A 14,576-nucleotide genomic window follows, 5' to 3' on the forward strand; every position below is an offset into this window, starting at 1 on the left:
GGGGCTCGCCTCACCCTGCCGACCACCGGCGGCCGTGCCGCCGACTTCCGGCTACCGGCTGTCGGACGGGACCGTCAGCCGACGCTCACGCCGTAGTAGCTCAGCGCCTCGGTGACCGGCTGGAAGAAGGTCGTGCCGCCGGAGGTGCAGTTGCCGCTGCCGCCGGAGGTCAGACCGTAGGCCACGGTGCCCGAATACAGGGGGCCGCCGCTGTCGCCGCCCTCGGCGCAGACCGTGGTCTGGATCATGCCGTAGACGATGTCGCCGCTGCCGTAGTTGACGGTGGCGTTCAGGGCGGTGACCCGGCCGCTGTGGGTGCCCGTGGTGGAGCCGCGACGGTAGACCGTCGTGCCCACGCTCGGGGTGGCCGCGCTGCTGATGGTCTGAGTGCCGACCGTGCTCGGGTGGGCGACCGACGTGTTGGTGTACCGCACCAGCGCGAAGTCGTTGGTCGGGAAGCTGTAGCTGACGTTCGTGCCCAGCGTCGAGGTCTGGCCCGAGTTGGAGTACCAGGTGGTGGCGACCTCACCGCAGTGGCCGGCGGTCAGGAAGTAGTAGGTGCTCCCGCTGTGCACGTTGAAGCCCAGCGAACAGCGGTAGCCGCCGCCGTAGATGGCGTCGCCGCCGGTGATCAGCTTCTTGAACTGGCCCGGCGTGCGCTTGATCGTGAGCGCGCCGGCGTTGCCGCCCGCCTGCTCCTTGATCTTGGCGAGCTCGGCGGCCGAGACCGTGCTGTCGGCGGTGACGACGACCCGGTTGGTCTTGCTGTCGACGGCCCAGGCGGTGCCCGGGACGTCCGCCTGGAGCACCGAACTGCTGGCGCTCTTCAGCTGGGCGGTGCTGAAGGTGGCGGAGTCGGCCGCGCTCGCGTTGGGGATCGCGATGGCGGCCGCGGCCACGAGTCCGGTGGCGACGGCCATCAGACGGGTGCGTCTCGTGGCGCCGCTCTCGGACAGGGTGGGGGTGGTGCGCTTGATCCTCACTTTTCGTTCCCTCCCAGGGGAATTCGGGGGCCCGTCGAGTGGGGTCGGGGCCCGTGAGGCGCAGCCAGGGCCGACGTTCGTCCGCACAACGGACACGCCGTGCCCCTGACAAGCGCTGTGGGGGAGTATTCGGCCGAACGGCCGGTCGGCGCAAGAGCGCCTTTCGGCCGCCGGATCCGGGACGAACTGGGCGAGTTGACCCCCCTTGCATCTCTCTTGCCCCGGCTCAGGCCAGGTTGCGCTCCCCTGCCTCGATCACCGCGGCAAGGGTGTTGCCGGGCGGCGGGAAGGGACAGATGAAGGCATCGGCGAAGGCGCACGGAGGCAGTACGGCCCGGTTGAAGTCGACGGTCGTGCGTCCGTCCGCGGCGGGTGCGCCGGGGTGCAGGAATCGGAACCGGTAGCTGCTCACCCCACTGCCGGCGTCCGCGAACACCGCCCACAGCGAGCCGTCGCCCTGCACGCTCGCCTGGAGCGTGTGCTCCTGCCCGTCGAGCCGGAACGTCAGCTCCCCGCCGAGCCCGAGACCCCGTTCGCGTCCGTCGGCGTTCGGCACCCGCACGGTCCGCTCCTCGCCGTACGGCGTGAAGCGCGCCGGCACCGACCAGCGCGGCTCGTACGGGGCGACGTCGACCCCGCCTCCGCCCCGGAACCGGCGCCGGGCCTCGGCGGCGGGGTCGAAGTCGCGTATCCCCCAGACTCCCTCGCGGACCAGCACGACCAGCCGTCGCTCGCCGTACGCGACCCGGGCCTCGCCCGCCGGTCCCCCGTCGGCGCCGAGCCGCACCTCCCCGCTGAACGGCTTGCCGTCCACGCTCAGCCCGTCGTCCTCGACTGCGGTGAGCACCACTGCGTCCTCTTCCGCCGCCCAGACCCCGGGGGTGTCCCGAAGTCGACCGTCCGGATAGTCCTCCAACCAGTACGTGCCGGTGAGGGCCAACGGCCCGTAAGGCGCCGAGAGCGTCTCTATGCGCTGCTCGCGCCACTGCTTGAAGTCGTCGACCGCGTCTGTCGTCATGTGCTTGATCCTTTCCTCACATCGTCCCCGCTGCGTACTGGGCTTGGGCCGGTCGGCCCAGACCCAGGTGCTCGCGGAGGGTGCTGCCCGGGTAGAAGGTGCGGAACAGGCTGCGGTGCTGGAGCAGTGCGACCGTGCCGTTGACCAGGCGTTCCAGGTCGCGGCGCGGTTCCACGGGAGTGAGGTGGAAGCCGTCGACGGCGCCGTCCTGGTGCCAGGAGGCGATCAGGTCGGCGAGGTCGACGGGACCGCCGCGGTAGAGGGGGCCCTGTGCCGTCTGCCGGGGGCCGCCCCCGCCATGGCTCGGCTCGGCCGCGTGCTCCCCGTCGCCGAGGTCGATCAGCAGGCGGACCAGGACCCGCAGGGAGTCCGGGTCCCGGCCGGACTCGGCGGCCTCCCGGCGCAGCAGGTCGCGCACGGCCCGGGCCTGCGCGGAGCTCGCCGCGGGGACGAGCACGACGTCGGCGTACCGGGCCGCGGTGACCAGGCCGTGCTCCTCGGCGGCGTCGACGGCGTCGACGACCCGTACGGGGTAGCCCTGCGGGGGACGGGGATGCTCCTGCGGGGGACGGGGGTGGTCCTGCGGAGACCGGAGCGCGGAATCGTCCGCCGCGCCGGCTGAACCTGACGAGCCGACTGAACCGCCTGAACCGGCTGAGTCGGATGAGGGGGATGAGGGGGATGAGGGGGATGAGTCGGCGGCTGAGTCGACGTGGTTCGTCCGGCGCGGCTTGTCCCGGTCGGTGAAGCGGGCGGCCGCGCCGTCCCAGGTCTCGGCGTCGCCCGCCTGCCGGCTGCCGGGGAGGCGGGCCTTCCCCTTCGTGCCCTCCGTGCCGGGCAGGCCGAGCCGCCAGCCGGCCCGGCCCCGGCTGACCTGGTCGAGGGCGGCGAAGGGCTCGGTGAGCGTGGTGACGGGTCTGGCGAAGGCGGGCACCAGACCCACCCGATGGGTGACGAGCGCGGCCCGGGACAGCACGGCCGACGCGTCGAACCCGGGGCCGGAGCCAGGGCCGGCGGAGGCGTCGTCCAGCGTCACGAAGTCGAGCCCGCCGCGCTCGGCGAGCCGCACCAGCTCGACGTAGGAGTCGGCCTCGCGCACCCCCGGCTGGTCGACGCCCGCGGCCAGATGCAGCAGGCCCCGGCCGTGCGAGGACGTCACGTGTGAGGACGTCATATGAGGAGACCTTTCCCTTGGCTGGTCGTGGAGTGGGCTCATCCGACGGCGTCGGCGCCCAGGTCCCGCAGGAACACCAGGGCGGCGCGCGCGGCGGCGTCGTTCTGCCGGAAGGCGGGCCCTCCCGTACGCGGCCGGGTGAACGCGCCCGGCGTACGGCCGTCGGTGTGCGGTCCGAGCGCGAAGCGCCGCGGATGCGGGCGGCCGTCCCGGTCCAGGACGCGCCCGTCGATCCGGTCCACCCGCAGCAGCCCGTCCGGCGTCTCCCCGGCGCCGTCGGCGTGCAGCTCGCGCAGCAGCGGGTCGAGCGCGCGCCGCAGCGTGGGCTCGGGCAACCGGGCCTCCACCAGCGCCCGCGCCTCGACGGAGAAGTCCGGCACGGTGTCGCTCGACGCCCGGAACACCCCGCCCTCGGCCCGTACGGCCATGTCGGCGCCGACGAACTTCACCACCCCGGCCCGGGACAGCGCGAGCAGCTGCCGCAGCCGGGGTCCGGGCGGCCCAGAAGCCAGGTAGCTGAAGAAGCCGTGCCACCAGGAGCCGATGTCCCCGAGCCGTACCAACTGCCCGTAGACGGAGAGCAGTCCGAGGAAGACCGCCAGGTCGGGGCTGTAGGAGGGATCGTGACGGCGGTTCAGGTCGTCCTCGACATACTGGCGCAGCCCGTCCTGGAACTCCTCGTGCGTCGCGTACCGCACCCCGTCCAGCGGCCGGTCGAGCGCGGCGAGGTCGAGCCGGTCACGGGGGTCGGGCACGGCGGACGCGACCAGGTTCTCCCGCTCGACCGTGTCGGAGGCGGCCGCGTACTTCTCCTCGAAGTCCGTCCAGGCGATCGAGGTCCGCTCGGGATGGACCGTGAAGAGCCGGTGGTAGTGCGCGAACCCCAACTCCTTCTCCACCAACGGCCAGACGTCCCGCCGGAAGTCGAACCCCCCGGGCAACGCGAGCAGCCCCTCGATCTCGGCGGGCCCCAGGAACCTGGGCAGCGGCGGCCGCTCCCCGGTCCAGTCGTAGCCGATCTTCGAGTGGTACGGCACTCCGCGTCGCGAGCCGACGTACAGCACCGGTTCCCGCCCCGAGGGCAGATAGGTGTCGTCCCCCTCGTACCGTCCGCCGCGCCCCTCGGTGAGCAGGACCGTCAGGTCGACGAAGGCGAGGCCGAAGCCGCGGACCAGGACGGGCTCGCCGGGCCGCAGCGCGGACAGGTCGCTGTCCGCGGTGAAGTCCGGCGGGAGATGGGTGAGGTCGTGCTCGCGGGCGTAGGCGGCCAACGCCCGCTGCTCGTCGTCGAGTTCGGCGTCGAGATGGCCGAGGGCGAGGACGACGAGGTCGGCGAGCAGCGGCCGGGGGCGGCCCTCGAGCCACACCTGCTGGCGGCCCTCGCGGGATCCGCTCACCCGCAGGGCGCGCCGTGGATGGTGGTGGACGGCGATCTCCGGGGGCAGGGCGGCGACGGCCTCCTCATGCACCCAGCGCAGATAGGCGCCCTGGATCCGGCGGTCGGCGAAGGTGCGTCCGTCGAGGCCGGCCCATTCGTGCAGCGTGGGCCCGGGGCGCACCGGCCCGTCCATCGCCACCGTCTCGTCGGTGAACATGGTGACGTCCTCGGCGTGCGAGTTCATCCACAGCAGCGGCGACTGCGCGGCCCGCCAGATGCGTCCCGCGCCCGGCGGATGCGGGTCCACGAGATGGATGTCGAGGCCCGAACCGGCGTACAGCTCGGGCGTGTTGGCGGCGATCCGCTCGATCAGACCGGTCCCCCGCGGCCCGGCCCCGACGATCACGAGAGAGGGCCTCATCGCGGTGAGACCGATGCGAGGAGCGCGGGGGCGACGGCGTCAGAAGGCATGGGAAGGCTCCGGTGGAGTGCCTTCACACGGCGAAGAGATACGGCCGAGCCCCTCAGCAGGGCCGTGGAGTGAGACTACGGCCGCGTTTCCCCTCACTGTCAAGGGTGTCCGCATGGTGAGCGGTACGTCTCAGGTCGGTTGACGGGCAACCGGAGACCTGTTCCACTTGGCCCATGCATCCACAGCAGTGGCTGGTCACCCGCTCCCACATCGACTTCGGTCGAGTGTGGTCCTGTTCCTGTTGAGCTGACCCCCTGCGCGCCTTGCTCCCCTGACCGGACGGGCGTCTTTCGCGTTCTCCCCGCTCTTTCCCGTCTTCAGCTTTCCGTCTTCAGCTTTCCATCTCTGCCTTCTTTGCCCTCTTTGCCGTCTTCGTTCCTTCCCGTCTTCGCCTTCACACGCGCACCCCTCTCCTTCCTTCCCCTCCCCTCACCCCCCTATGGCGGCTACCGCACCACCACCGCCCGTTTCCTGGAGGCAGCCCGCACCCCGATCACCCGGTCCATCAGCGCCCCGAGCACATCCCGTACGGAGCCGCGGTCCCGCGCATCGCACTCCAGCACCGGAACGTCCGTACTCAGGCCCAACGCCTCCCGGACCTCGTCCAGTTCGAACCGTTCGGCCCCGTCGAACCGGTTCACCGCCAGCACGAAGGGCGCCTCCTGCGACTCGAAGTAGTCGACCGCGGGAAAGCACTCCTCGATCCGGCGGGTGTCCACGAGGACCACCGTGCCCAGCGCGCCCTCCACCAGGTCGTCCCACAGGAACGAGAACCGGTCCTGCCCGGGCGTGCCGAACAGATACAGCGCGATGGTCGGATCGAGGGTGATGCGCCCGAAGTCGAGTGCGACGGTGGTCGTCGTCTTGGACTCCACGCCCTCGAGCGAGTCGACCCCCACCGACACCTGGGTGATCGCCGCCTCCGTGTCGAGCGGCTCGATCTCGGAGACGGCTCCGATGAAGGTCGTCTTGCCGACCCCGAGTCCCCCGCTCACCACGATCTTCACGGCGAGCGGCACGATTTTGTCAGAGCGCCCGGACATGATCCCTGATCCTTTCGAGCAACTGGAGCGGTAGCTCCGCGGGGTGCCGGCACGCGAGCTGTCCGGCGACGACGAGGTCGGAGATCAGCACCTTGGCCACTCCGAGGGGGACGCCGACCCGGTCGGCGACCTCCGCGACGGTCGTCGGCCGTTCGCACACCGCGACGATGTGCCGCCGCTCGAACGCCAGCGTCTCGTCGGGCGCGCCCACGGCGACCACCAGCGTCTCCAGGCGCAGATCCGCCTGGAGCGGCTCGGCCCGGCCGCCGGTGATGATGAACGGCCGTACGAAGTCCGCGTCCTCGACAGGAGATACGTCCCTCGGCTGCGAGCCGCTCACCGCGGCAGCACCTGGCGCAGATCGGCGATGAGCGTCGGCGTGAGCAGATCGCCCGCCCGCTCCGCGAGCACCGCCATCTCATAGCCGACCAGGCCGAGTTCACCGCTGGAGTCGGCGAGGACCCCCAGACAGCTGCCGTCGCGGATCGCGGAGACGAGCAGGAAGCCCCGCCCCATCTCGATCATGATCAGCTTGACCCCGTCGAAGCCGTACCGCTTGGACGCGCTGCGGGCCAGGCTGCTGAGGCCCGAGACGATCGCCGCGAGATGGTCGGCCTCGGTGCGGCCGAGCCCGTCCGAGACGGCGATCAGCAGTCCGTCGGAGGAGACGGCGACCGCGTCCCGTACCCCGTCGGTGCTGCGGACGAAGTTGGCGAGCAGCCAGTTGAAGGTCTGCGAGTCGTGCTGGGTGTCGACGGCGGTCACTGGGCGGCACCCTCGTTCGTCGCGGTGTTCTTCTCGGTGCTGCTCTCGGCGTTCCGCTGCTTCTCCTTCTCGACGCTGATCCCGCCCCGCATGTGCGCACTGCGCAGGGTGGAGAGCATCCCGGAGACCTGCTCGGGGGTCCGGTCGGGGCTGGGCGGCGCGGTGGGGGCGAGCCGGACGGTCCGGTCGGTCTCGTTCACCGCCTCCGCGATGGCGCTGCGCTGCGGCCGCTTCACCAGGCCGTTACGGGTCCGGGCGGCGGACCCGCCCCTGGCGGCGACCGGAGCGGCCTGCGCTTTCTCGGGCACGGGCACGGGTTCGACCGCCTCCTCCTTCTTCTCCACCTCTGCCTTCCTCGGTGCGGGAACCGTCGACCCCGCAACCGTCGACCCCGCACCCGCACCCGTCGACCTGACCGTCACCGCCGCCTCCGTCAGCAGCCCCGCGGGGATCAGCACCCGGGCGACGACGCCGGCGGCCGGGGCCTCCCCGAGCCGTACCTCGATCCCGCGCTTGCGGGCGAGCGCGCCGACCACGAAGTGGCCCAGGAACCTGGTGGGTTCGGCCATGAAGCTGGCGGTCCCGGACAGCCGTACGTTGGCCTCGGCGAGCATCTGGGCGTCCATGCCGAGGCCGTGGTCGACGATCGCGACCAGATACCCGGCGCTGGTGCGCCGCCCCTCGACCTCGACGTCGGAGTCCGGCGGCGAGAAACTCAGCGCGTTCTCGATCAACTCGGCGAGCAGATGGGACACTTCGGCGACGACGGCCCCGTTGACCTGGGCGGGCTCGATCCGGCGCAGGGTGACCCTGCGGTACTCCTCCACCTCGGAGAGCGCGGCGCGCAGCACGTCGGTGACGGCGAGCGGGGTGGCCCAGGGGCGGGGGCTGGACTCGCCGGCGAGCACGAGCAGGCTCTCGGCGTTACGGCGCATCCGGGTGGCCAGGTGGTCCAGCTCGAAGAGGTTGGCGAGGGTCGCGGGGTCGGCGTCCTCGTGCTCCAGCTTGTTGATGAAGCTGATCTGACGGCGTACCAGGTTCTGGTTGCGCCGGCCCAGGCTGACCAGCGAGTCGGTGGCGTTGCGACGCAGCACGGCCTGTTCGGTGGCGAGGTCGAACGCGGCCCGCTGCACCCGGTCGAACGCCTCGGCGACCTCCCGCACCTCGGCCCCGGCGTTGTCCGCCACGGCGAGTGCGGCGGGCGGCTCGGGAGTCTCGCCCGAGGGCGCGTTCTGCACGGCGGCGACGGCCGTCGGCAACTGCTCGCTCGCCACCTTCCGTGCCTGCTGCGCGAGTTCGGCGAGCGGCGCGGAGACGGATCGTACGCAGTCCAGGGCGAGTCCGCCGAGGGCGGCGACCGTGGCGAGGGCGAGGAGCAGGAACAGCAGCAGGTCGCGCTGGGCGGCGCTCTCCAGCTCGGCGGCACGGTTCTCGACGTCGACGCCGAGCGAGATCTGCACGTTCCGCAGTCCGTTGATGGTCGACGTCGTGGAGTCCCACCACGCCATGGGCGGCAGGTCGCTCCACTTCAGCCGTCCGCCGCCGTGCACCGCGGTGGACTCGTAGGACCAGGCGCGTTCCGCGTCCGGCGTGGTCATCGCCGTGTCCAGCCGGCGTTCCTGCGCCGCGGTCGCCGAGCGCGGGAAGGCGTCGAGGGCGGCCAGCCGGCCGGCGCGGATCTCCATGAAGCGGCTGTAGTCGCCGTCGCGGAATGCGCCCGCGCGCACCGAGCCCAGCACGATGGCCCGCTCCTCGCCCGTGAACTCCTTGGCGTTGCCGAGGACTTGGAGCGACTGATAGGCGTCGCGCAGTCGGCCGTCGTGGACCTCGTCGAGTCCGAGGTCGAGCCGGTCGAGGACGGTGATCGTGGTGGTGAACCAGTCGAAGGTGGCCTTCACCACGCCGGTGCCGCCGTCGGCGGCGCTCCGGATGCCGACCAGTCCGTCGATCCGGTCGAGGGACTCGCGGACCGAGCCGGCGGCCGCGTCGTCGCGCCCCTTCAGCGCCTGGCCGAGAGCCGTGCGGGCGGTGTCGGTCGCCTTGCGCTGGGCGGGCAGCTTGCCGCCGAACTGGCGGACTCCGCCGACGTATCCGGTGGTGAGTCCGCGTTCCTTCTGCAGTTCGTGGACGAGGCCCTGGAGGGTGATCTCCAGCCGGGCGTTGTCCGCGGTGGCGGAGGCGTTGCGGTAGGCGGAGATCTGCTCGGCCGCCGCGACGCCGAGCAGGGCCAGCAGGACCGCGAGAGCGAGGATCAGGATCCTCAGAAGTCTGGTGCGGATGGTGCGGGGGGCGTGAGAGCCACGGGGAGTGCGCGGGAAACGTGGGGTATGAACTGCGTCCACTGAAGTGCCTTAAGAGGGAGGCGGGAGGCGAAATGGTTCTGCACCCGCCCAACGACCCTCACACAACGCCGGTCACCCGATCATGTTTTTGTTTTACCTCACCGAAATGCGGCGCGGCGATACGCACAGGTCGGCCCCGCATGTCCGGGCCGACCTACAGCTGACGTATACGGACTCAATGACGCTCCGTCAGCACAGGCGTCGGCAAAGGCGTCAGCAGGAGCAGTCGCACGCGCAGCACTCACAGCATTCGCAGGCCTCGCAGCAGTTACAGCAGTCGCAGCAGCCGCCGTCACAGCCGCTGCTGCACCACCCCTCACGCTTCTTCCTCGACCAGGGCCCCTCGAACTCGTCGGCGCAGCACGCCTTGCAGGTGCAGCACAACCCGAGCGCCACGGCGCATCCGGCCCAGAAGCCCCGTTTGTCGGGACGCGGCGGCTCACCGCCGTAGGGGTTGCCGCCGAAAGGGTTGCCGGGAGCGTTCGGGTCCACCGGGCCCTGCGGGGCGTACGGCCCGGTCGGCGGCCCGAAAGCGCCCTGCGCCGGATGCCCCGCAGGATGCCCGCACGACTGCGTCCCGAACGCCCGGTCCACCGACCGCCCCAGCTCGTGCGCGAGCAGCAGATGCGCCAGCTTTCCGTCGGCGAAGTCGACGTCCCGCAGGGCGAGCCGTATCCCGTGCAGCGCGTCGTCGGCGAGCCGGCGGGCCTCGGTGAGCGGGGTCTGCGTGGCGGTCAGCGGGTTCCAGGCCCCGGCGGCCGCGTCGGCGGCCCGGTCCTCCACGGCGTCCAGCAGATGCGCCAGCCGCCCGAAGAGGCGTCCGGCCTCGGCGAGCGGCTGGGCGTTGCCCGGGCGGCCCGCCAGGACCGCGGTGTGCGCGAAGGCCGCGGCGGTGGCGGTCTCCGTCGGCTCGGTGACGGTCAGCAACGAGGTGCCGGGCCCGGCCAGCGTCTCGATCCCGAACTGCCGGTCGACCGCGTCCACCAGCACGGCCGTGTCGAACCCGACGGCCGCCCCGGTCCGTTCCCCTGCCCGCCCCCAGCTCGCGGCCACTCTGCGCGCGGCGACCGCGACCGGTCGGCGGGCCAGCACCCCGTCCCCGTCGGCGACGTGGTCGCGCACCTTGGCGGAGGCCAGCACCAGCGAGACGGCGGCGGCGAGCCGCGCGCCCTCACCCTGAGCGACGGACGCGGTGCGCATCCCGCGCAACGGACAGGGCCCCGCCGTACGCCGCCACCCGCCTGCGGCCCCGCCCCCGGCCCGCTCGACGGCCTGAGCCTCCGTCAGAACCGATATGAGCAGTCCGTCGTAGTTGGTGACGATGCGCGCGAACTGCCCGTGGTCGCCGCGCAGCGCAAGGCACAGCCCGCACAAGTGGGCCATCCACTGCGTCTTGAGCTGCTCGCCGAGACGGTGACTGCACGGCCTGACGATTCCGAACACGACGACCCCCGTGGTCCGTACGATGGTGGAGTGCTTTGAGCTGCCGCATCGTATCGGCCGATCGTCATGCCGGATCGGCCGGATCGGCTCGTCCTGGTCACGCGTACTTCACCCGTACGCACCGCTCGTCACCCGTACGCCACGAAGAATCATATTTCACTCTCAGTCAGCAGCCGTGCACGGCAGGACCCTTGGGAGACGCGGGCTCTCGACGTATTCGCTGTGCACCAGTACCGTCACAAACCCCCCGCGCGGCGTCTATCCACTTGGCGCGACATCCGCATCATGGACGACCATGGGTCATGCGGAAAGCAAGAAGGACCGCTGTGAGAGGAGGCGTCCATGGGATCGGTGCGCAAGGCGAGTGCCTGGCTTGGCCTCGTCGACGACAACGATGACGAGCGTTACTACGACGACGACTATTCCGAGGGGACCGACTCCGGAGACGCCTGGGTCACCGACCCCCGCGTGAAGGTGGCCACGGACACGGCCGAGGAGAAGGGCCGCCGCATCGGCACCGTCACCCCGGACAGCTTCCGGGACGCGCGGGCGATCGGCGAACTGTTCCGCGAGGGCGTCCCGGTCATCGTGAACCTCACGGCCATGGAGGCGGGCGACGCCAAGCGCGTCGTCGACTTCGCGGCCGGGCTGATCTTCGGTCTGCGCGGTTCGATCGAGCGTGTGTCGACCCGTGTGTTCCTGCTGACCCCCGCCAACACCGAGATCGTGAACGGGGACCCGGCCGCGCACCGCACGGACGGCTTCTTCAACCAGAGCTGAGGCAGGGCCGCTCACCGGCCCTGCCCCACCCCGGTGGGTCAGCGGAAGGCGTCGAGTCCGGTGAGCGCCTTGCCCAGCACGAGCTGGTGCATCTCGACGGTGCCCTCGTAGGTCAGCACCGACTCGAGGTTGGTCGCGTGCCGCATGACGGGATACTCGAGCGAGATCCCGTTGGCCCCCAGAATCGTCCGCGCCGTACGACAGATGTCGATGGCCTCTCGTACGTTGTTGAGCTTGCCGAAGCTGATCTGCTCGGGACGCAGGCGGCCGGCGTCCATGCGCCGCCCCAGGTGATGGGCGAGCAGAATCCCCTTGTGCAGCTCGACCGCCATGTCGGCGAGCTTGGCCTGGGTGAGCTGGAACCCTCCGATGGGCCGCCCGAACTGCTCCCGCGTCCTCGCGTACTCGACGGCGGTCTCGAAGCAGGACCGCGCCGCTCCCATCGCCCCCCAGACGATCCCGTAGCGGGCGTGCGACAGACAGCTGAGCGGCCCCCGCAGCCCGGTGACCTCCGGCAGCACCGCGTCGGCGGGCAGCCGCACCTCGTCGAGCACCAGCTCGCTGGTCACGCTGGCCCGCAGGGACCACTTGTGCTTGATCTCGGGCGCGGAGAACCCGGGAGCGTCGGTCGGCACGACGAACCCGCGGATCCCGTCCTCGCTCTGCGCCCAGACCACGGCGACCCCGGCGACGGACCCGTTGGTGATCCACATCTTCCGCCCGTCGAGCACCCAGTCGGAGCCGTCGCGCTTGGCGTGGGTCCGCATGCCGGCGGGGTCGGACCCGTGATCGGGCTCGGTCAGCCCGAAGCATCCGATGACCTCGCCGGAGGCCATGCGCGGCAGCCACTCCTGCTTCTGCTCCTCGGAGCCGAACCGGTGGATCGCGTACATGGCGAGCGAGCCCTGCACGGAGACGAGGGACCGGATCCCGGAGTCGGCGGCCTCCAGCTCCAGACAGGCGAGCCCGTACTGCACGGCACTGGCCCCCGCACACCCGTACCCGGTGAGCGACATCCCGAGCGCCCCGATCCCCCCGAGCTCCCGGGCCAGCTCCCGGATCCCCGGCAGCTCCCCCTGCTCGTACCACTCGGCGACATACGGCAGCACCCGATCCGAGGCCCACCTCCGCACGGTGTCCCGAACGGCGAGGTCCTCCGGCTCCAGCAGGTCGTCGATGCCGAGGGGGTCGGCGGGGTCGAAGGGGGGCAGGGGAGCGGACGCGGACATGAATGAGCCTCCGAAAAACTAGCACCGCTAGTTACACCAACGCCGCAGACGTTACACCGCAAGCCGCCGACGGCGAAGAGCCCCCACGGGAGACGGCCGCCCTTCGGGAGACAGCAAACGGGCGGCGCCCGGGTGGGAGATTCACGCGGAGACGCGGGACTCCGCGACTTCCCTGGGGGAAGGAACCTCCACGGCCGCCGCGGGCGACTCGCACTGCATGATCCGCGGCAACCGCAACGCCATCACCGCGCCCAGCAGCAGCAACCCCGCGCTGACCAGCAGCGTGACATGCAGTCCGTGCACGAAAGAGTCCCGAGCCGTATGACGCAGGGCGACACCCGCCGGCCCCCCGAGCCGCCCGGCCACTTCATACGCCTCCCCCAGCGAATGCCCCGCCGCGGCCGACGCCGACGCCGGCACCCCCGGCACGGACGTGAGTCCAGGCGCGTACGCCGCGTTCATCACGCTGCCCAGCAGCGCGATCCCGATCCCGGCCCCCAGCTGGTACGACGTCTCCCCGATCGCCGCCGCCCCGCCCGCCTGCTCCTGCGGAGCCTCGCTCAGCATCGACTCGTAAGCCGCGAAGAGCGTCGTCTCCAGACCGAAGCCCAGCAGCACGAACCCGAACAGCAGCAGCCCCGCGTTGTCCGTGCCGCCCATCGCGGTCAGCGTCAGCACCGCGACCGCCGTGAGGCAGAACCCCCCGCACACCATCCGCCGCGGCCCGAACCGCCGCAGCAGCCGCGCCCCCGCCAGCCCCGCCGCCATCGCGGCGAAGGTCAGCGGCAGCAGTCGCAGGCCCGTCTCCAGGGGGGAGAGACCCAGCACCAGCTGGAGGTACTGCGCCGCGATGAGCTCCAGACCCACCAGCGCCAGCATCGCCAGCACGATGCAGCCCACGGAGGTGCTGAACGCCGGCCGCGAGAACATCCGCAGGTCCACCAGCGGCTGGGCGCGCCGCCGCTGACGTCGTACGAACAGCGCGACCAGCACCGCGCCGACCGCCAGCGGCAGCACGGTGAACGGCCCCAGCTCGCCGCCGCCCAGCCGCTTCACGCCGAGCACCACGCCGAACAGTCCGGCCGCCGCCATCAGCGCGCCGACCACGTCCCAGGGCCCGTCGCCCGCGCCCTTCGACTCGGGCAGCAGCAGCCGTCCGATCGGCAGGCTGACCAGCATCAACGGAATGTTGACGAGGAAGACCGAACCCCACCAGAAGTGCTCCAGCAGAAAGCCGCCGAGCAGCGGCCCGACTGCGGCGCCGACCGCGGCGACCGCGCTCCAGATGCCTATCGCGAGCGCCCGTTCGCGCCGGTCGGGGAAGACCTGCCGCAGGATCGACAGCGTCGCCGGCATGATCATCGCGCCGCCGACGCCGAGCAGCCCCCGCGCCACGATCAGGATCTGGGCCGTTCCGGCGAAGGCCGCCATCGCGGAGGCGACGCCGAACAGGGCGTACCCGAGCAGCAGGATCCGCCTGCGGCCCACCTTGTCGCCGAGCGTGCCGAACAGGATCAGCAGCGAGGCGCAGACCAGCGGATAGGTGTCGACGATCCAGAGCAGCTCGATCGCGCCGGGCCGGAGGTCCTCGGTGACGGCGGGCACCGCGACGTGCAGGACGGTCGCGTCGACGGCGACCAGGAGCAGGCTGACGCACAGTACGACGAGGACGACCCAACGATTGGCTGCGGCCGTGGTCGTCCGGGACATGCGGATACCTCCCAGGTGATCCCTCGATCCGGCGGGCTCACGGGGTGGGGACTCCCCGCGACTACGGCCGGAGAGGAGCGGTGGTCTCCGGCCCGCGCAAACGAACACGAGTGGAACGCAGCGTACGCGAGTTCGCGCCGGGGCCACGTGGCGGACCTCTCACACTCCAAGGCGAACCCATGTGGCGTACGCCACTCCCCGCACCGCCGACCGGGCCCGCCGCGCGCCCGGTCGATAAT

At 71.6% G+C, this 14,576-nt stretch carries 12 protein-coding genes; 1 reads left to right on the top strand and 11 read right to left on the bottom strand.

From position 1 onward, the window contains the following. Positions 1 to 74 precede the first annotated feature (74 nt). From OG562_RS07990 to OG562_RS08030, 9 genes are all read right to left on the bottom strand, one after another. Positions 75 to 983, bottom strand: a complete 909-nt coding sequence (locus OG562_RS07990) for a S1 family peptidase (protein WP_266395329.1) — start codon at positions 981 to 983, stop codon at positions 75 to 77. Between the two features lie 226 nt (positions 984 to 1,209). Beyond that, on the bottom strand, positions 1,210 to 2,001 hold the full coding sequence (locus OG562_RS07995; protein ID WP_266395333.1) for a DUF1684 domain-containing protein: 792 nt from the start codon (positions 1,999 to 2,001) through the stop codon (positions 1,210 to 1,212). A gap of 16 nt (positions 2,002 to 2,017) precedes the next feature. After that, entirely contained in the window at positions 2,018 to 3,175 is a 1,158-nt protein-coding gene (locus tag OG562_RS08000) for an LLM class flavin-dependent oxidoreductase (protein WP_266395336.1), read from the bottom strand. A gap of 38 nt (positions 3,176 to 3,213) precedes the next feature. Further along, complete coding sequence (locus OG562_RS08005; RefSeq protein WP_266395339.1) at positions 3,214 to 4,974, bottom strand: FAD/NAD(P)-binding domain-containing protein; 1,761 nt, start codon at positions 4,972 to 4,974, stop codon at positions 3,214 to 3,216. A 497-nt stretch (positions 4,975 to 5,471) separates the two neighbouring features. After that, a complete protein-coding gene (locus OG562_RS08010; protein WP_266395341.1) occupies positions 5,472 to 6,068 on the bottom strand; it encodes an ATP/GTP-binding protein in 597 nt (198 codons plus the stop codon). Continuing rightward, positions 6,052 to 6,408, bottom strand: a complete 357-nt coding sequence (locus OG562_RS08015; protein ID WP_266395344.1) for a DUF742 domain-containing protein — start codon at positions 6,406 to 6,408, stop codon at positions 6,052 to 6,054. The genes OG562_RS08010 and OG562_RS08015 overlap by 17 nt, the downstream gene beginning before the upstream one ends. Continuing rightward, a complete protein-coding gene (locus OG562_RS08020) occupies positions 6,405 to 6,833 on the bottom strand; it encodes a roadblock/LC7 domain-containing protein (protein ID WP_266395346.1) in 429 nt (142 codons plus the stop codon). The genes OG562_RS08015 and OG562_RS08020 overlap by 4 nt, the downstream gene beginning before the upstream one ends. Further along, entirely contained in the window at positions 6,830 to 9,175 is a 2,346-nt protein-coding gene (locus tag OG562_RS08025; RefSeq protein WP_266395347.1) for a nitrate- and nitrite sensing domain-containing protein, read from the bottom strand. The genes OG562_RS08020 and OG562_RS08025 overlap by 4 nt, the downstream gene beginning before the upstream one ends. Before the next feature lie 213 nt (positions 9,176 to 9,388). Further along, positions 9,389 to 10,618, bottom strand: coding sequence for a DUF5685 family protein (locus OG562_RS08030; protein ID WP_266395348.1), 1,230 nt, complete (start codon positions 10,616 to 10,618; stop codon positions 9,389 to 9,391). A gap of 342 nt (positions 10,619 to 10,960) precedes the next feature. On the opposite strand from OG562_RS08030, the gene OG562_RS08035 reads away from it, so the two are divergent. Beyond that, positions 10,961 to 11,398, top strand: a complete 438-nt coding sequence (locus OG562_RS08035) for a cell division protein SepF (RefSeq protein WP_266395349.1) — start codon at positions 10,961 to 10,963, stop codon at positions 11,396 to 11,398. Between the two features lie 38 nt (positions 11,399 to 11,436). Here OG562_RS08035 and OG562_RS08040 read toward each other — a convergent pair whose 3' ends face one another. Together OG562_RS08040 and OG562_RS08045 are read right to left on the bottom strand one after the other, a co-directional pair. After that, on the bottom strand, positions 11,437 to 12,627 hold the full coding sequence (locus OG562_RS08040) for an acyl-CoA dehydrogenase family protein (protein WP_266395351.1): 1,191 nt from the start codon (positions 12,625 to 12,627) through the stop codon (positions 11,437 to 11,439). Between the two features lie 141 nt (positions 12,628 to 12,768). Beyond that, positions 12,769 to 14,337, bottom strand: coding sequence for an MFS transporter (locus OG562_RS08045; protein WP_266395353.1), 1,569 nt, complete (start codon positions 14,335 to 14,337; stop codon positions 12,769 to 12,771). Positions 14,338 to 14,576 lie beyond the last annotated feature (239 nt).

The organism is Streptomyces sp. NBC_01275, from assembly GCF_026340655.1.
In the GTDB taxonomy this organism is placed as follows: Bacteria; Actinomycetota; Actinomycetes; order Streptomycetales; family Streptomycetaceae; genus Streptomyces.